A 17,216-nucleotide genomic window follows, 5' to 3' on the forward strand; every position below is an offset into this window, starting at 1 on the left:
CCTGCGGGAAAGACAGACACCAGCGCCCGTCGGGGGTGATCCGGATGACGACTGACCGGGGCGAGGCAGTCGACCATTTGCGGCGTCTCGCCGCCCAGTTGGAGGCGCAGTCCTTCCGTACGCGCCTGCAGACGCGGGAGGAGCCCTCCCCGCGCCTGCACGTGATCAATCCGATGGCCCCGGCCAGGACCGAGGACGTGCTCGCCGCCCACGAGGAGGACGGCGAATGGTGGTTCTGGCTCTCCTGGGCGGGGCGCATCGGACACGCCGAGGACGTCGCCACGGCGGCCGAACGGGTCGTGAGCGTGCTGCAGGTGATCCGGAGATAGGTGTTTCTTGGGTGGCACATGGGTAACACCCGTGATCAAGAGCAGAAAGGAGCGGCACGTGAAAAGGACCCAGATCATCCAGCGCCCGCGTCCGCCGCGCAAGCCGGTGTCGCTCGACCTCCGGACGCCGTCCGGCCGGGTGCTCCCCTTCTGAGGGGCTCCGGCCCGGCGCGGCCCGTCGGCCCGGCGCCCCGGGGTCCGGCATCCGCCGGTCCGGGGGCATCCGTCAGCCCGGCACCCGTCAATCCAGCACCCGTCAGCCCGGCACCCGCCGGTCCGGCGTCCGTCAGTCCAGCGCCCGGGAGAGGTCTTCGGCGTAGAGCCAGCCGGTCGCCCTCTCATAGAAGTACCGGAGGACCAGCGGCATGACCAGCTCGTTCATCCGGCGGCCGACCGGGCCCGCCGTCTTGGCGTCGCGGTTGGCGCTCGCGGCCCTGGCCATCTTCGTCAGGCGGGCACGCCGCTCGCGGTCGTAGCGGGCCAGCGCGGCGGCCACGACGCCCGCACGCGCCCCGCCCCCGCCCCCGCCCCCGCTCCCACTCCCGTTCCCACGGTCCTCAGCCCCGCGGCCTGCGCGGCCCTCCCGACCCGTACGGATCTCCTCCCGCAGTGCCCGGCCGAGGACGACGGCGTCCTCGATCGCCATGGACGCGCCCTGACCGGCGCCCACGGGATGCGCGGCGTCGCCCACCAGCACCGTCCGGCCGTCCTGCCAGAGCGGCACCTCGGCCAGCACGTGGTGGAGCACGAGCCGGTGGAGCCCGGTCGTCGCCCGCATGATCTCCAGAGGGACCCGCTCCGACCGGTAGAGCTCGGCCAGCCGTTCCAGGCCGATGTCCGAGGGCTCCCGGGCGTCGGCGACCTGCGCCGACCACCAGATCGTCCCGTCCGGGCGGACGATGTGGACGAAGGCCCCGTTGCGGGCGAAGGTCATGTTGAACGTCCCCGGCTCGGTCGCGGCGCTCCGCGGCACCCCCTCCGACACCCCGGAGATGCCGTAGAGGCCGCCGTAGCGCGGCACCGGGGCCGCCGGGTCCAGTGCCCTGCGGACGGCCGACCAGATCCCGTCCGCCCCGACCACCAGGTCCGCCCCCTCGAAGACCCCCTCCGTGAGGGGACCGCCCGCCGGAGAACCCTTCCCGGGGGCCTTCCCCGCCAGGGCACCCCCGGCCGAGGCGGTCCCGGCGGAGGAACCCCCGGCCGAGACGCTCTCCACCAGGACGCCCTCCGGCTCGAACCGCCGGCCCGTGACGATCTCCGCTCCCGCGCGCAGCGCCGCGGCGCGCAGCTCCTCGACCAGGTGGCCCCGCATCAGCGTCACGCTGTTGCGCGGGTCGCCCGACCTGCGCCCGCGGGGCACGTCGCCGAGCAGCCGCCCGGAGGCCCCCCACATCCGCTGGCGCGGCACCTCGAACCCGCGCCCGGCCACGGCCTCCGCGCAGCCCAGCGCGTCGAGCGCGCGCAGCCCGTTGGAGGCGAGGCTCAGGTAGGAGCCGACCTCCCCTGCGGGGTCCTCGTACGCCTCGATGACCGTCACCTCGGCCCCCGCCCGCCGCAGCGCGATCGCACTCGCCGCCCCGGCCACCCCCGCACCCACCACGACCGCCTTCACGACATCTCCCTGAATCTAGATTCACCGAATTCAAATTCAGTATGCGGGTTGCTACGGTCGGGGTCAAGAAGGGGCGAGGAGGACCTGTGGGAGTGCGCAAGGCGAAGGCGGCCGAGACCGAGGCCGCGTTGAAGGACGCGGCCCGCCGCCTGTTCGCGGAGCGGGGATACGTGAACACGAAGATCACCGACATCACCGCCGCCGCCGGCCGGGCCACCGGCTCCTTCTACGACCACTTCGCAGGCAAGGAGGAGCTGCTCCAGGCGCTCCTGCGGGACATGAACGACCAGGCCGACGCCGAGATCGCCGCCTACGACCACCCCCGCGACCACGACCTGACCGACCGCGGGCAGCTCCGCGACCACCTCGCCGTCGCCTGGACGGTCTTCCGCGACCACCTGCCGGTGATGGTCGCCCTCCACCAGTCGGCGATGACCGAGAACCTCGGCTCCGGCCGCGCCTGGAAGAGCCTCACCGAGGACACCGCCGTCCTCCGCGACCACCTGGAGTACCTCCGGGAGCGGGGGCACCGGCTCCCCGGCGACCCCGCCCTGGTGAGCGCGGCGATGGGCGCGATGCTCTCGATGCTGGCCTACGCGGTGCTCACCTCGGGCGAGAAGGGCCCGCAGATCACCGACGACCAGGTGGTCGACACCCTCACCGACCTCCTCCTGCACGGCCTGGCGGGCCCCGGGGCCGACCGGCCGTAGCGGTGTGGCAGGATCGCGATCATGCGTTACATCGTGATCGGGGCGGGAGCGGTCGGCGGCACCATCGGAGGACGGCTCTTCCAGGCCGGCCACGAGGTGCTCCTGGTCGCCCGCGGCGCGCACCGCGACGCGCTCGCCCGCGACGGCCTGCGCCTGCTCACCCCCGAGGCCGAGCACCGGCTCGACGTCCCGGTCGCCGACGGCCCGGTACGGCTCCGCGACGACGACGTGCTCGTCCTGGCCGTCAAGTCGCAGGACACGGTCGCCGCGCTGGAGCCCTGGCCCCGGCACGCGCCGGTGGTGTGCGCGCAGAACGGGGTCGCCAACGAGCGCATGGCGCTGCGGCGCTTCGAGCGGGTGTACGGCATGTGCGTCTGGCTGCCCGCCCTCCACCTCGAACCCGGCACCGTGGCCGCCTACGGCGCCCCGAAGTCCGGCCTGCTCCAGGTCGGCCGCTATCCGGGGGGCACCGACGAGCTGTCGGAGCGTTTCGCCGCCGACCTGTCCGCCAGCGGCTTCCTCGGCCTGGCCGTACCCGACGTGATGCGGTGGAAGTACGCCAAGCTGGTGGGCAACCTGGGCAACGCCTACGACGCGCTCTGCGGGGACTGGACCGGCAGCGACCCGGTGATGGAGCGGGTGTTCGCCGAGGGCAGGGCCGTGCTCGACGCGGCCGGGATCGCCTACGCCTCCGTGGAGGAGGAGCGCGGCAGGCGCGGCGACCAGGTCGAGCCCCGGCCCGTCGGCGGGGCCGGACGCGGCGGCGGCTCGTCCTGGCAGAGCCTGGCCAGGTCCAGCGGCTCGATCGAGACCGACTACCTCAACGGTGAGATCGTGCTGCTCGGCCGCGAGCTCGGCGTCCCGACCCCGGCGAACGAGGTCCTGCAGCGCGAGGCCGGCCGCTTCGCCCGCGAGCACCTGCCGCCCGGCTCGATGCCCCCGCAGGAGCTCGCCGCCCTCGTCGACGCCGCCCTCGCCGGCACCGCCTCCGCCTGACCCGTCCGGCCCCCTCCGCCCGGCCCGTCCGGCGCCGGCGGGACCTCGCGTACCCTTCTTGTCCGTCGTGCCGGGGACCTCCGGAGAACCGGGTGTGACCGGTGTCACTCGAACACCGGGCCGCCGGCGGACAGGGACGGACGTGGACCATTCCCTGCGAGAAAGAGTGCGGTCCGGGGATCCGGCCGCGTTCGGGCAGCTCTTCGACGAGCACGCCCGGACCGTCTACCGCCATGCCCTGCGCGTGTCGGGTGATCCCTCCGCGGCCGAGGACGTCGTTTCGCTGACCTTCCTGGAGGCCTGGCGGATCCGGGAGCGCGTCCTGCCCGGCGACGAGAGCCTGCTCCCCTGGCTGCTCGGCATCACCACCAACGTCCACCGCAACGTCGCCCGCAGCGCCAGGCGGCACCGGGCGGCCCTGGAGCGGCTGCACGAGAACGACGTCAACCCCGACTTCTCGCACGAGCTGGTGGAGCGGGTCGCCGACAGCGAGGAGCTGCGCGCCGTCCGCGCCGCGCTGGGGCGGCTGCGCCGTACCGACCGCGAGATCTTCACGCTGTGCGTCTGGTCGGGCCTCGACCACGCCGCCACCGCCCAGGCCCTGGGCGTCCCCGTGGGGACGGTGCGCTCCCGGCTCTCCCGCGCCCGCGCCCGGCTGCGCGAGCTCACCGCCGAGGAGCTGAGGAAGTCGCGCTCCGGGACGCAACGCCGCGACGGCACCGGACAGGTACAGGCAGGCCGCCGGAGCGCGGCCCGGTCGACACAGGAGACAGCCCGTTGACTTCCTCCCCCGCCCTAAAGGCGGGGGATTCCAGCGGTCGCCCGCTGGGGTTCCTGCTTCACCGACGACCGCCCCGTCCGGGAGGACTCCCGTTGAGGTCTTACACCGTCTCCACAGGCAGACGCCGCCAGCCCGGCGGCCAGGATGTTGCGTGCCGCGTTCACGTCGCGGTCATGCACGGTGCCACAGTCGCACGTCCACTCGCGGACGTTCAGCGGCAGCTTCTCGCGGATCGTGCCGCAGGCTCCGCACAGCTTGGAGCTGGGGAACCAGCGGTCGATCACGACGAGTTCGCGCCCGTACCAGGCGCACTTGTACTCCAGCATGGAGCGCAGTTCCGTCCACGACGCGTCCGAGATGGCTCGCGCGAGCGAGTGGTTCTTCAGCATGTTGCGGACGGTGAGGTCCTCGATCACGACCGTTTGGTTCTCACGGACGAGTCGAGTGGTCAGCTTGTGCAGGAAGTCGCGGCGGCGGTCGGCGATCCGCGCGTGGACGCGAGCGACCTTGCTGCGGGCCTTCTCTCGGTTGGCCGAACCCTTCGCCTTCCGGGACAGCTCACGCTGCGCGCGGGCGAGGCGGGCGCGGTCACGCCGCTCGTGCTCAGGGTTGGCGATCTTCTCCCCGGTGGACAGGGTCACCAGGGACGTGACCCCGGCGTCGATGCCAACCGCGTTCGTAGTGGCGGGCGCGGGCGCGATGGAGTCCTCGCACAGCAGGGACACGAACCAACGCCCGACCGCATCACGGGACACCGTCACGGTCGTAGGCTCCACGCCTTCGGGCAGGGGACGCGACCAGCGGATGTCCAACGGGTCGGCCATCTTCGCCAGCGTCAGCTTCCCGTCACGCCACTTGAACGCACTACGGGTGTACTCGGCCGACGCACGGGACTTCTTCCTCGACTTGAAGCGCGGGTACTTCGCACGCTTGGCGAAGAAGTTCCCGAACGCGGTCTGAAGGTGGCGCAGCGCCTGCTGGAGTGGGACGGAGGACACCTCAGCCAGGAAGGCAAGCTCCTCGCTCTTCTTCCACTCGGTGAGCTCCGCCGAGGACTGCACGTAGGAGATTCTGCGCTGCTCGCCGTACCAGGCCCGCGTGCGCTCCTCCAACGCCTTGTTGTACACGAGGCGGACGCAGCCGAACGTGCGGGACAGCTCAGCTGCCTGCTCGTCCGTGGGGTAAAAGCGGTACTTAAAAGCCCGCTTGACCTGCTGCGTCATGCCTCACATCGTATCAGTTTCCGTGTGAGCGGCGGGTTTCGGCCGGTGGCCGTAGACGCCGAATCGCCCTGGCGGCGATTCGCCTTTCCCTGCCCCGCTATGCGGGAGCTTCGTTTCCTCCCCGGCCTGAAGGCCGGGGTATCCACGAAGGAGGCCCCATGATGAACGCGATCCCGCCACGTCCGGCCGGACCCGGAGAGCACCCGGAACCGTCCGGGCCGCTACCGGTGCCCGCCGTACCGGACCTCTCTGCCGACCGCCATCACGTCCTCAGGGAGCATCTGATGAGCGAGATCCGGACGGCACGCGAGTCCGAGAGGTCCCCGGCCCGGCGCCGGCCCCTCCTCCGGTTCTACCTGCCGCTCACCGCCGTGGCCGCGGCGGCCTGCGCCACCGCGCTCGTGGTCGGCGGCGTCGTGCCCGGAGTCCCCGGCGGCCCCGGCGGCTCCGTCTCCGGCGGCGGGACGGCGGCCGGAGCCGGCGGGACGGGCGCCACGCCCCGGTCCACCGCGGCCACCGTGGTCGAGCTGGGCACCGCCAGCTCCGACGGGGTCGTGCGGCAGCTGGAGCGCATCTCCCTCGCGGCGGCGAAGCGGACCGCGCAGGTCCGCGCCGACCAGTTCGCCTACCAGAGGAGGATGCAGGCGGGCTCGATCCCGGCCCTCGAGCGGACCATGCCCGGCGAGGGCCCCATGGTGCTGACGCCGATGGCCCACCGGCAGATCTGGATCCCCCAGGACCCGCGCGGCGACCACGGCCTGATCATCGAGAACGGGGTCTCCGAGGACTGGGACCTCACCGCGACCGGCAACCCCTACGCCTACGGGCTGCTGGCCGCCTACCCCACCGACCCGGACGAGCTGCTGGCGAAGATCTACGGCGGCCTCGGCTCCGGGCTCCACGACGGCACCACCCGGGACCAGCAGGCGTTCAACGCCGTCGGCGAGATCCTGGACGGGGCGGTGCTGCCCCCGGACCTCGGCGCGGCGCTCTACCGGGCCGTCGCGAAGATCCCCGGCGTGGTCCTCGTCGACCGCGCGCAGGACGCGGCCGGACGCACCGGGATCGCGGTGGCCCGCGAGGACGACGGCGCGCGCACGGAATGGATCTTCGACCCGGAGACCCTGGAGTACCTCGGCGAACGCAAGGTCCAGGTGAAGGCCACCCGGTGGCTCCGGCCCGGGACCCTGCTGTCCACCAGCGCCGTCCTGGAGAACGCCATCGTCGACGGGAAGGGCGAGGTCCCCGGGACGCGCTCCTGACCGTGACGGGCGGCCATCGCTCTCCGGCCCACCAGGGGACCCGGTCTGATCTGGGCTTTTACCCGGCGCGCCGGGCAGGGCGCCCACTAGACGGGACGACAGCGGGTAGAAGTCCCGGACACGCCACGGCGAGAGAGGGGAACGTGATGGCGCAGGCGCCGGCTCCGGACGACGAGGCCGCCCGGTTGCGGGAGCTCGACGAGCTGGGAGCGCTGGAGGTCATCGTGGAGCCGGTCTTCCAGGCCATCGCCTCCCTCGCCTCCCAGATCTGCCGCACGCCCATCGCCCTGGTCAACCTGCTCGGCCGCGACCGCCAGTACTTCAAGGGGCACATCGGCGTCAGCTCCGTCAGCATGGACCGGCGGGTGACCTTCTGCCCCTACACCGCCACGACCCGGCAGACGCTGGAGGTGCCCGACGCGCTGGCCGACCCGCGCTTCCGCGGCGATCCCATCGTGACCGGAGACCCGTATGTGCGCTTCTACGCGGGCGCGCCGATGGTCAACAGCCGTGACATCGTCCTGGGCGTGGTGTGCGTGTTCGACCACCGGCCGCGCCGTCTCGCCGCGGAGCACCTCCGGGCCCTGGAGACCCTGGCCCTCTGCGCCGTCGGCATGCTGGAGCTGCGCCACCACGCCCGCCAGGCCGAACGGGTCATGGCCCGGCTGCGCGAGCTGGAGGAGCTCAAGCACCAGTTCCTGCGCACGGTCAACCACGAGCTGCGCACCCCGCTGACCTCCATCCGCAGCTATCTCCAGCTGCTCCAGGAGGGCGGGCTGGACCCGGAGACCGAGCAGCGGTTCATGCAGGTGATCGAGCGCAACGGCGACCGCATCCTCGATCTGGTCGACGGGCTGCTCCTGATGGCCAGCCTGAACGCCCGGACCGCGATCTTCCATCCGGCCCGGACCGACCTGGCCGAACTCGCCCGCCAGGCGGTCGCCGAGGCCACCGCCAAGGCGTGGGGCAGCGACCAGTCCCTCACCCTGGACGCCCCGGAACGGCTGGACGTGCTGGCCGACGCCGGGCGGATCCGGCACGTGATGGCCCAGTTGCTGGACAACGCGATCAAGTTCACCCCGTCCGGGGGGCGGGTCACCGTCACGGTGACCGGCGATCCCGTCCCCGCCGTGGAGGTCCGCGACACCGGCATCGGCATCGAGCCGGACCATCTGGAGCACGTCTTCGACGACTTCTACCGCGCTCCGCAGGCCGAGTACCACGCGATCGGCGGCACCGGGATCGGCCTGTCCATCGTGCAGAAGGTCATGCGCATGCACGGCGGGAGCGTCCGGATCGTGAGCCGCCCCGGCGAGGGCTCCTCCGTGCGCTTCACCCTGCCCGCCGCGCCCCCGACGCCGTCCCCGTAGGACCGCCGGTCCTCACGCCCAGGCCGCCAGCAGATCCTCCGGCGTCCAGCCCGCGGCGAGGGGAAGCCCCGGCTCGAACCCGGCCCTCGACACGGCCACCTTCGGCGTGTCCGCGGTCGCCCCGGGCACGGCGGCCGAACCGCGGACCAGCTCGTCGTGGTCACGGCGGTCGAACGGCCGGGCGTCCAGCCACTTGATCGATCCGGTGAAGTGCACCCGGTTCGCGACAGGTTCACGGTCCGCGCCCACGAGGTCGATCTCGGGATTGTTCCGCCGGTTCCACCATCCGCCCACGGCCTCGGTGTCCGGCCAGGCGTCGTCCGGGAGCATCCTGGCCAGCGAGTCGCGCACGAGCGGTTCCACCGCGCGGCCCCGCCAGGCCGTCCAGGAGCGTTCGATCCTGCGCAGCGCCAGATCCGGCCTGCCGCGTTCGCTGTCCGCGAGGGCCCGTTGCAGAAAGGCGAGCCAGAACCGGAGATAGTGATCCGCGATCCGGTACCGCTTGTTCTTCGTGTCGGGCTGGTCGGAGAGGGGAAGGTCGGCCGCCACGACCCGCTTGGCGATCAGGTTCGCGAGAATCGGGGACAGGGTGCCGGACGGCAGCGGCGCCGCGCCTCCCACGTTCGCGGCGATCGCGCTGAAGGTGCGTTCTCCGGCCCCGATGGTCCCCAGCACGGCCCGGGCATGGGTCGCCGACGGGAACTCCCCGAGCAGGGACAGTTCTCCCGCCGCGAGCAGAGGGGACAGGGGGTTGGCGAGACTGGCTCGCAGGAAAGCGGTCCTGTCCATACCCGGTTCCCATGAGCGGAGCACCTCGGGGAACCCTCCGGTGATGAGCAGGGCGTCCACCGCGTCGGCGGCGGCGAGTCCTGTCATGTCCGCGACGTCACCGAGGTCGAGCGGCTTCACCGTCATATGTGCGGCCCGGCCGAAGAACGGCCGGCCGTACTCCTGCAGGGCCTCCATCACCGACAGGTCGCTGCCGACCAGGAGGAGCAGGATCGGCCGGCCGGACAGGTGCCTGTCCCAGACCGTCTGGAGCGCTCCCTCGAACTCGCCGTCCTGCTCGATCAACCAGGGGACCTCGTCCAGGACGACGATGCACGGCGTCTCATCGCCCGCGGCCAGCGCCAATGTGCGCAGCGCGTGGTTCCAGTCCTGGGGCACGGCCCCCTGGACGAGTTCGCCCCCCACGAGCCCGGAGCAGGCGACGGCCTCGGCGAAGTCGCTCCGCTCCGCGACCGGGTTCCTCCCCCTCGTCGCCTGGAAGACGACGTACGGGCGGCCCGAGCGGTCGCAGAACTCCTGGACCAACCGTGACTTGCCGACCCGCCTGCGGCCGGTGACGATCACCGCCCTGCCGCGCGTCCCTCCCCGCCCCTCCGCCACCAGGCGCAGCTGGGCGTCGAGCCGATCGAGGTCGGAAGCCCGTCCGGCGAAGTCAGTCGATTTCATCTTAGTAAGATCCCACATTACGTAGATTCAATCTACCTTTATCGGCAGGCCGAGGCGGTCCGGGCGACTTCGCAGAAATACCGGGGCGGCCCAGTCCGTCCCGGTGCCTGAGAGGGGCGCCGCTGGGAAGATGCCGGGCATGGTGGGTGTGCGGGTGGTGGCGGTCGCGGTCGTCGGAGCGTTCCTGGCGGCGGGGTGCGGTGCGGGCCGTACGGCGCGGCCCTCCCCGCCCGCGCCGGAGCGGATGACGGCGACCCTGCCCGCCCCCGCGCCGGGCCGTACGGCCTCCGCGGGCGCGACGCCTGCCGAGAACGCCCGGAGCACCGGCGCCACCGGGGACGCCGGGGCCGCCGGGGCCGCCGGGGACGCCGGGGACGCGGCGGTGGCGCCGGAGTGGCGGGCCGTGCCGGGGGCGGAGCTGGAGGGCGCCGCCGCGCTCGTCGACGTGGCGGTCGCCGGGCCGCGGGACGTGTGGGCGGTCGGCTACCAGGCGAGCGCCGAGGACCGGGAGGGCTCGCCCGCCGTCGTGCGGTGGGACGGGGACCGGTGGCGCGAGGTCCCGCTGGACGGCGGGCACGGGCTCTTCCACGTGGAGGCCGTGAGCGCGGGCGGGCCGGACGACGTGTGGATCGCCGGGAACGGCGAGGGCGCCGTCGCCGGGCGCTGGACCGGCCGGGCCTGGAGCTGGGAGCGGCCGTTCGGGGTGGCGCAGGACTACCGCCTGGCGGACGTGGCGGTGGCCGGGGACCGGGTGTGGCTCGCCGCGAACGGCCCGGCGGGAGCGGTGGTCGTGGAGTGGGACGGCCGGGGGTTCCGCACCGCCCACCGGGCCGACGGGACCGTCCGCGCGATCACCGCGCGGGCGGGCCGGGTCTGGGCCGTGGGCCACGACGACGGCGGGCCGGCGGCCTGGCTCGGCTCCGGAGAGCCCGCCGCCCGGGTGTGGGAGGAGACCGCGATGCCCGCGATCCCCGGCGGGCGGCTGGGCCGCGTCTGGCAGGTCTCGCCGTCCGAGGCGTGGGCGGTGGGCGAGGTCGCCCCCGGCCCGGTGAACGTCTACGGCCGCAGGGAGGGGGAGCCGCTGGTCCTGCGCTGGGACGGGTCGCGCTGGACGCGGTCGCCGGTCCCGGTCGCGCGGGGTGCGCTGCACGGCGTCACGGCGTTCGACGGCGGCGACGTCTGGGCGTCCGGGACCGACGCGGCCCACCCCGGCCAGGCGCTCCTGCTCCGCTTCGACGGCACGCGGTGGAGCGCCGGGTACGGCCCCCGCCTCCGGGCCCGCGAGCAGGAACCGCGTTACGACGTCTCCGCCGACGTCGGGCGGACCGGCATCGCCAGGGTCCCGGGCACCGGCACGCTCTGGGCGGTGGGCTCGGTGGGCTGGGGCGACGACGAGGACGTCTTCGTCCTGCGCCGGGCATCCCGCTGAGCACCGCGCCGCCGACCCGCCCTTGCGGGTTCCCGCCGGGACCCGTCCGCGCTCCCCCGGCCGGGCCGCCGCCCTCGGGACGCGGCTACCTGTGCGCGGGTGGGGAGAAGATGTCGGCGGCCGTGACGGACAGGACGTCGGCGTCCGCGTTGGTGACGCTCTCCCTGGCGCATACCGCATAGCGCAGATCATCCGGATCCGCCGCCAGATGCGTCGCCTTCGCCGCGAGACCCGCCCTGATCCGGGCCGCGTTCACTTTCCCGCCCCATTTGGCCTCGCCCACCAGGATGGGCGTCCTCGACCTCCCGCTGAGCGCCACCGCGTCGATCTGGTGCTGTCCGTCGCCGCGCCACCAGGGGCCGACCGCGACCACCTCGGGCCCGATCTCGGCGGCCCGCAGGCGCAGGTGGTCGCGGAACGCCTCCTCCCACACGCCTCCCATGTGGTCGTCCAACGATGCCATCAGCACCGGCAGGACGGTCTCCCCGAGACCCCGGTCGATCTCCGGCAGCACCCGGGAGAGTGTGCCCAGGTAGAAGGCGAGGAAGTTGTCGGTGATGCGGTAGACCTTCCGGCGGGTCCGCGCCGACTCGGTGACCGGCTGGATCCTTTCCACCAAGCGGAGGGTCAGCAGATCGTTGAGGGTGCGGGTGGGGTCCGCGCCGATCGCGTCGGTGATCTCGTTGTGCTTGGTGCAGCCTTCGGCGATGGCCTGCAAGGTGGCGGCGAGGTGCGCTCCCTGCCCCGCCTCCGTGGCGAGGACCAGGTCCCCTTCACGGATCATCTTCGCGTCGGGACGGCAGGCGAGTCTTCTGATGTTGTCCTCGATCGAGAGCTCCTGACGCCACCACGACAGGTAGAGAGGCGTCCCGCCGAGGATCCCGTAGACCAGTGCCCGATCCGGAGGGGACAGGTCCGGCAGCATCTCCGCCGCCTCGTGGGGGCGGAACGGGTGGAGCTGCATCGTCAGGTCGAAGCGCCCGTAGAGCGGCGCGCGGTACTCCTGGATCGCACGCATCGTGCGCACGGCCGACCCGCACAGGATGATCCGGAGCTTGGTCCGCCCATGCGCGTGGTCGAGGAAGGCCCGGAGGACGCCTTCCAGCTCGGGCGCCCGGCCGATCATCTCGGGGAACTCGTCCAGCACCAGGAGAAGGGGTTCGTCCTCCGCCTCGCGGCCGAGGTGGTCGAGCGCTTCGTCCCAGTTGCCGAAAGGACGCGAGACCAGGTCACGGGTGGAGGACGGCGCGTTGGCGGCGACACGGTGGGAGAGCGCCTCCAGCTCACGGCGGGGCGCGCGGTTCCCCCCCGTATGGAAGACCGCCCGCTTGCCCTCGGCGAACTCCTGCAGCAACGCCGTCTTCCCGACCCGCCGGCGGCCCCAGAGCAGAGCCGGCCGGGCATCCGCCTCCTCCCACCACTCCCGCAGGGCCGCCAACTGCTCTTCACGTCCGACGAAAGCCATGGGACAACGCCAACCGACATCGACGTCGCCGACATCCATGTCGGCGACGTCGATGTCGGTTTCCCTTGAAGTCAATGGCGACCGTGCCTAAGGGACCATCGCACGAAGTTCACAGAGCGCCCGTTTCGAGACAAAGAATCCCAAGGGATGGACGAAACAGTCGGCGGGCTGGCGTAGCCTCCCTACTCTGACAAAAGGGAGCAGGAGATGAAAAAGGAGCAAATCACTCAGAAGCCTCGGCCGCCCCGGCGGCCCGATCCGCTCGACCTCCGCACGCCCTCAGGGCGGCGGCTGCCGTTCTGACCCGGGCTCAGGACGATGACCGCCGTTCTGATCCGGGCCGCAGACCGCCCCCGCCGCCCATGAAGAGCCGGTTCACCAGCCACAGCAGCGCGCCGACGCCCAGCAGCAGGCCCGCGCGGGCGTACACGTCGGCGCCGCGGCCCGTGACGGGCAGCGCCAGCACCAGGCAGACCACCGCGCCCAGCGCCGGCATCCAGCTCGGCGCCCGGAAGTGGTCGTGCGCCACGGGATCCCTCCGCAGGACCAGCACCGCCACGTTCACCATCGTGAACACGCACAGCAGCAGGAGCACCGTGGTGTCGGCCAGGCCCGCCACGTCCCCGGTGGCGACGAGCACCGCCGCGACGGCCACGGTGAACAGGATGGCCACCCAGGGGGTGGCACGCCGGGGGTGGACCACCGCGAAGGCGCCGGGCACGATGCCCTCGCGCGCCATGCCGTACACCAGGCGCGAGGCCATGATCATGTTGATCAGCGCCGTGTTCCCCACCGCCAGCAGCGCGATCAGCGCGAAGAGCTTGGGCGGGAAGGCCAGGCCCGCGACCCTGACGACCTCCAGGAGCGGGCCGGTCGACGCCACCAGCGTCTCCGTCTCCACCAGCATGGTCGCGGTGAACGCGACCGCCATGTAGATCACCGTCGCGGCCGCCAGCCCGCCGAAGAGCGCCCGCGGGAAGTCACGCGGCGGGTCCTTCGCCTCCTCGGCGAGGTTGACCGAGTCCTCGAAGCCGAGCAGCGCGTAGAAGGCCAGGGCCGTGCCGCCCAGCACGCCCATGAAGGCGCCGTGCTCCGGATGGAACTCCAGCGCCCGGGCGGGCTCGCCCTCGCCGGTGAGCAGGGCGTAGACGCCGATCGCGACGATGACCAGCAGTCCGAACGCCTCGATGACCGTCAGGACCACGTTGACCCTGACCGACTCGGAGATGCCGGCCAGGTTCACCAGCGTCACCAGCGCCAGGAACCCGAACGCGCCGACGACGGTCGGCAGCGTCACGAACTCGCCGAGATAGGACCCGCCGAAGGCCCGGGCCGCCGCGCTCGCCGAGGTGACCCCGCTCATCATCACCGCGAAGGCCACCAGGAACGTGACGAACGGGATGCCGAACGCCCGGTTGGCGTAGAGCGCGGCCCCGGCCGCCTTCGGGTACTTCCCGACGAGCTCGGCGTAGGCGGTCGCGGTCAGCGCGGCCAGCACGAAGGCCACCAGGAAGGGCAGCCAGAGCGCCCCGCCGGCGTGCCCGGCCACCTTCCCCACCAGCGCGTAGATCCCCGCGCCCAGGATGTCGCCCACCACGAAGAGCAGCAGCGTCCGGCGCCCGATCACCCGCTTCAGGGAGTGCGGGGCGGCGGGACCAGCGGTCGTCTCGGCCATGCGCCCCCACTACCCGCGACCCGGCCGGGATCACGTCCGAGATCGCGCCCGGGATCACAGCCGAGATCACGGATGAGAACACCGTTGGGATCACGGCTGGGATCACGGCCGCCCCGGGAGCCACCCGTGTAAGCGGCGTGTAAGTGATCCGCAAGGAGGGGGCCTAGAGTTCCACTCGTCACAGATTGCAGTGAAAGGCAAACAATGTTCTCCCTCCTCTCCTCCCGCCGCATCGCCGTCACCCTCGCGGGAGCCGCACTCATCTCCATGACCGCCGCCTGCGGCGGCGCCGCCAACGCCGAAGCCTGCACCGAGGCGCAGAGCATCCTGACCAACGCCACGACCTCGATGTCCACCGCGGGCACCGACCCGGCGAAGTTCAACGAGGCGACCCAGAAGGTCGCCGACGACTTCAAGGCCCTGGCCGCCAAGACCGACGGTGACCTCGCCACCGCGATCACCGGCTTCGCCGACGTCTGGGCGAACATCAAGATCGACACGGCCAACCCCGCCGGGCTCGCCACGTCGATCCAGGACCTCACCTCGAAGAGCCAGGCGTTCAGCACCGAACTCGCCAAGGCCTGCTCCTAAACAGGACCCTGTGCCCCCTGTGGGGAGGGGGCGCAGCCGGGATGCGGCCGCCGTTCCGCCTGCGGGGGGCAGGACGGTTCGGCGGCCGCGCCCGACCCCGCTCGACCGGAGACCCCGGCCCGCCACCACGGGCCGGGGTCTTCGCGCGCCGCCGTACGGCGCCGCACGCGACGATCGGCTCAGCCCCGCAGCGTGCGGGCCTGCTCGTAGCAGCGGTCGAAGCCCTCCAGCACGGCCGGCCACGAGCTGCGGACCGGCTCGGTCTCCCGGTTGTGCGCGGCGATCGACTCGCGCAGCTCCCGGTCGCGGGCCAGCCGGGCCACCGCCGACACCAGCTCCTCGAAGCTCGCGCCGAGCAGCCCCTCCTTGCCCGGCCGGACGAAGTCGGCCACCCCGCTCTCCGTCCTCGCCACCACCGGGACCCCCGCCGCCCGCGCCTCCAGCGCCGCCAGCCCGAACGACTCGCGGGGCGCCGGGGCCACGAACACGTCCGCCGCGGCGAGCAGCTCCCGGATCCGCTCGCGGCTGTAGCGGCCGGGCAGCGACACCCAGCCGGTCATCCCGTTGGACCGCAGGTAGCGCTCCATCTGCGCGCGCGCCGGGCCGTCCCCGACGATGGTGGCCCGCAGCGGCACCCCCGCCGGGACCTGCGCCCGCGCCTGCTTCAGCAGCCGGAGCAGCCGGACCGGCTGCTTGCGCGGGGCCAGCCGCCCCACCGCGACCACGTGCACCGTCCCGTCCGCGGGCCTCGCGCCGATCCCCCGGCCCGCCGCGCCCTCCGGTCCCTCGCCCGGCCCGCCGTACGACGGCTCACCGGCCGCCCCGCCCTCCGGTCCGCCCGCCGGGACGTCATCCGGGGCGCCGCCCGGCGCGGGCCGCACGGCGGGCGCCTCCGGGCGCCAGGCGGACAGGTCCAGGCCGTTGGAGACCACGTGCACCGGCACGCCCGGCCCGGCCACCGCCCGGATCGGCCGGGCCGCGGCCTCGCTCACCGCGGTGCCCACCAGCCCCCAGCGCTGCCAGCCGTACAGCGCCCGCAGGCTCCGGTAGATCCCGCGGGTGACCGGGTCCCACATGCTGTGCACGGTCACCACCAGCGGCAGTCCCGCGCGCGCCGCGGCGCGCACGCCCATCCAGGCGAACGGCGAGACCGCGCCGGTGTGCACGTGCACCACGTCCGGCCGCCGCGCCGCCATCAGCCGGAGCAGGTGCCCCGTCCCGGCGGGGTGGACCGGCAGGTCGAAGGGGAGGTTCGCGACGGTCCGGTGCACCCCCGGCAGCGGCTCCCCCGGGGTGGCGGTCACCACCTCGGCGTCGTGCCCCGCCTCGCGCTGCGCCCGAACCAGATCGGCGACCTGCACCTCGATCCCCCCGAGGCGCGGCAGGTAGCAGTCACTGACGTGGATGATCCTCACGCTGCCAGCGTAGCCCCGCGTGAGATCATGGCCGAGTGCGCGCTTCCACGACCCGTCCGTCCGCCCCCCGCACCGCCGTGTTCTTCCACGCCCACCCCGACGACGAGGCCCTGCTGACCGCGGGCACCATGGCCATGCTCGCCGCCGAGGGCCACCGCGTGGTCCTCGTCGTGGCGACCTCCGGCGAGCGCGGCCAGGCCGACCTCGCGCCCGGTGAGGCCCTCGGCGAGGCCCGGATGGCGGAGCTGTACAAGTCGGCCGCCGCGCTCGGCTGCGCCCGCGTGGTGAACCTCGGCTACGGCGACTCCGGGCTGGCCCCCGGCGGCGGGATCGCCGAGGACCGGCCGCCGAACGCGTTCATCGACGCCGACGGCGAGGAGGCGGCCCGGCGGCTGGCCGCGGTCCTCACCGAGGAGAAGGCCGACCTGCTGACCACCTACGACCCGGCCGGCGGCTACGGCCACCCCGACCACGTGCAGGTGCACCGGGTGGGCGGCCGGGCCGCGGAACTCGCGGGCACCCCGATCGTGCTGGAGGCGACGGTCAACCGCGACCCGCTGCTGCGGGGCCTCAAGCTGGCCCGCCGGTTCTACCCGCAGCTGGACGTGCGGGCCTTCGAGCGGGCCTACTCCCCCGGTGAGGAGATCACCCACCGGGTGAACGTGCGCCGGTTCGCCCGGCAGAAGCGGGCCAGCATGGCCGCCCACGCCACCCAGGCCACCGGGGCCGACACCCGGACCCTGGGCGTGATGCTCAAGGTGCCCGGCCCGCTGTACCGGCTGGTCTTCGGCACCGAGTGGTACGTCCGGCGGGACGTCCCGGCCGGCGCGAGGCTGAGGCACCCCTTCGAAACTCCTCCCAAAGCATGAGGCCCGTACCGGCACACTTGTTCCGGGAGGGCAT

Annotated in this window: 15 protein-coding genes; 9 read left to right on the top strand and 6 right to left on the bottom strand. The window is 73.1% G+C overall.

The window, feature by feature from the left end; all coding sequences use genetic code 11:
* The first annotated feature begins 44 nt into the window (after positions 1-44).
* A complete protein-coding gene (locus HS048_RS30770) occupies positions 45-329 on the top strand; it encodes a hypothetical protein (protein WP_196469602.1) in 285 nt (94 codons plus the stop codon).
* Between the two features lie 286 nt (positions 330-615).
* Here the strand turns inward: HS048_RS30770 and HS048_RS37745 are convergent, their stop codons facing one another.
* Positions 616-1,941 carry an NAD(P)/FAD-dependent oxidoreductase gene (locus HS048_RS37745; protein WP_196469603.1) on the bottom strand — a complete coding sequence of 442 codons (1,326 nt, stop codon included), beginning with the start codon at positions 1,939-1,941 and terminating at the stop codon, positions 616-618.
* 86 nt (positions 1,942-2,027) lie between these two features.
* Between HS048_RS37745 and HS048_RS30780 the strand changes: the two genes are divergently transcribed.
* The 3 genes from HS048_RS30780 (at position 2,028) to HS048_RS30790 (ending at position 4,428) form a co-directional block, all read left to right on the top strand.
* Positions 2,028-2,651: a TetR/AcrR family transcriptional regulator gene (locus HS048_RS30780; protein WP_191898382.1), complete on the top strand. Its 624-nt coding sequence runs from the start codon at positions 2,028-2,030 to the stop codon at positions 2,649-2,651.
* Positions 2,652-2,672: 21 nt separating this feature from the next.
* Entirely contained in the window at positions 2,673-3,647 is a 975-nt protein-coding gene (locus HS048_RS30785; RefSeq protein ID WP_196469604.1) for a ketopantoate reductase family protein, read from the top strand.
* A gap of 142 nt (positions 3,648-3,789) precedes the next feature.
* Positions 3,790-4,428: an RNA polymerase sigma factor gene (locus HS048_RS30790; protein ID WP_196469605.1), complete on the top strand. Its 639-nt coding sequence runs from the start codon at positions 3,790-3,792 to the stop codon at positions 4,426-4,428.
* A 14-nt stretch (positions 4,429-4,442) separates the two neighbouring features.
* On the opposite strand, the gene HS048_RS30795 is transcribed toward HS048_RS30790, so the two are convergent.
* Positions 4,443-5,651, bottom strand: coding sequence for an RNA-guided endonuclease TnpB family protein (locus HS048_RS30795; protein ID WP_196469596.1), 1,209 nt, complete (start codon positions 5,649-5,651; stop codon positions 4,443-4,445).
* A 161-nt stretch (positions 5,652-5,812) separates the two neighbouring features.
* Between HS048_RS30795 and HS048_RS30800 the strand changes: the two genes are divergently transcribed.
* Complete coding sequence (locus tag HS048_RS30800; protein ID WP_255529850.1) at positions 5,813-6,913, top strand: CU044_5270 family protein; 1,101 nt, start codon at positions 5,813-5,815, stop codon at positions 6,911-6,913.
* Positions 6,914-7,059: 146 nt separating this feature from the next.
* Positions 7,060-8,283 (top strand): GAF domain-containing sensor histidine kinase, encoded by a 1,224-nt coding sequence (locus tag HS048_RS30805; RefSeq protein ID WP_196469607.1) that lies wholly within the window; start codon positions 7,060-7,062, stop codon positions 8,281-8,283.
* A gap of 12 nt (positions 8,284-8,295) precedes the next feature.
* On the opposite strand, the gene HS048_RS30810 is transcribed toward HS048_RS30805, so the two are convergent.
* Entirely contained in the window at positions 8,296-9,738 is a 1,443-nt protein-coding gene (locus tag HS048_RS30810; protein WP_196469608.1) for an ATP-binding protein, read from the bottom strand.
* A 139-nt stretch (positions 9,739-9,877) separates the two neighbouring features.
* Between HS048_RS30810 and HS048_RS30815 the strand changes: the two genes are divergently transcribed.
* Positions 9,878-11,167, top strand: coding sequence for a hypothetical protein (locus tag HS048_RS30815; RefSeq protein ID WP_196469609.1), 1,290 nt, complete (start codon positions 9,878-9,880; stop codon positions 11,165-11,167).
* An 85-nt stretch (positions 11,168-11,252) separates the two neighbouring features.
* Here HS048_RS30815 and HS048_RS30820 read toward each other — a convergent pair whose 3' ends face one another.
* Both HS048_RS30820 and HS048_RS30825 read right to left on the bottom strand, forming a co-directional pair.
* A complete protein-coding gene (locus tag HS048_RS30820; protein WP_196469610.1) occupies positions 11,253-12,632 on the bottom strand; it encodes an ATP-binding protein in 1,380 nt (459 codons plus the stop codon).
* A 310-nt stretch (positions 12,633-12,942) separates the two neighbouring features.
* Positions 12,943-14,307 carry an APC family permease gene (locus tag HS048_RS30825; RefSeq protein WP_196469611.1) on the bottom strand — a complete coding sequence of 455 codons (1,365 nt, stop codon included), beginning with the start codon at positions 14,305-14,307 and terminating at the stop codon, positions 12,943-12,945.
* Between the two features lie 204 nt (positions 14,308-14,511).
* Between HS048_RS30825 and HS048_RS30830 the strand changes: the two genes are divergently transcribed.
* Entirely contained in the window at positions 14,512-14,898 is a 387-nt protein-coding gene (locus tag HS048_RS30830) for a hypothetical protein (RefSeq protein ID WP_191893725.1), read from the top strand.
* A 179-nt stretch (positions 14,899-15,077) separates the two neighbouring features.
* Here HS048_RS30830 and HS048_RS30835 read toward each other — a convergent pair whose 3' ends face one another.
* The gene (locus HS048_RS30835) at positions 15,078-16,313 is read right to left on the bottom strand and encodes a glycosyltransferase family 4 protein (RefSeq protein ID WP_068903409.1); all 1,236 of its coding nucleotides are present in this window, start codon (positions 16,311-16,313) and stop codon (positions 15,078-15,080) included.
* Positions 16,314-16,348: 35 nt separating this feature from the next.
* On the opposite strand from HS048_RS30835, the gene HS048_RS30840 reads away from it, so the two are divergent.
* Positions 16,349-17,182, top strand: coding sequence for a PIG-L family deacetylase (locus tag HS048_RS30840; protein ID WP_307832709.1), 834 nt, complete (start codon positions 16,349-16,351; stop codon positions 17,180-17,182).
* Positions 17,183-17,216: the final 34 nt, after the last annotated feature.

It is taken from the genome of Planomonospora sp. ID91781 (assembly GCF_015711595.1).
GTDB lineage: Bacteria > Actinomycetota > Actinomycetes > Streptosporangiales > Streptosporangiaceae > Planomonospora > Planomonospora parontospora.

Bases quoted from the DNA above. Each gene is read 5' to 3' on its own strand.
- HS048_RS30770 (WP_196469602.1), top strand. From the start codon at position 45: ATGACGACTGACCGGGGCGAGGCAGTCGACCATTTGCGGCGTCTCGCC.
- HS048_RS30785 (WP_196469604.1), top strand. From the start codon at position 2,673: ATGCGTTACATCGTGATCGGGGCGGGAGCGGTCGGCGGCACCATCGGA.
- HS048_RS30795 (WP_196469596.1), bottom strand. From the start codon at position 5,651: ATGACGCAGCAGGTCAAGCGGGCTTTTAAGTACCGCTTTTACCCCACG.
- HS048_RS30800 (WP_255529850.1), top strand. From the start codon at position 5,813: ATGAACGCGATCCCGCCACGTCCGGCCGGACCCGGAGAGCACCCGGAA.
- HS048_RS30805 (WP_196469607.1), top strand. From the start codon at position 7,060: ATGGCGCAGGCGCCGGCTCCGGACGACGAGGCCGCCCGGTTGCGGGAG.
- HS048_RS30810 (WP_196469608.1), bottom strand. From the start codon at position 9,738: ATGAAATCGACTGACTTCGCCGGACGGGCTTCCGACCTCGATCGGCTC.
- HS048_RS30815 (WP_196469609.1), top strand. From the start codon at position 9,878: ATGGTGGGTGTGCGGGTGGTGGCGGTCGCGGTCGTCGGAGCGTTCCTG.
- HS048_RS30820 (WP_196469610.1), bottom strand. From the start codon at position 12,632: ATGGCTTTCGTCGGACGTGAAGAGCAGTTGGCGGCCCTGCGGGAGTGG.
- HS048_RS30825 (WP_196469611.1), bottom strand. From the start codon at position 14,307: ATGGCCGAGACGACCGCTGGTCCCGCCGCCCCGCACTCCCTGAAGCGG.
- HS048_RS30830 (WP_191893725.1), top strand. From the start codon at position 14,512: ATGTTCTCCCTCCTCTCCTCCCGCCGCATCGCCGTCACCCTCGCGGGA.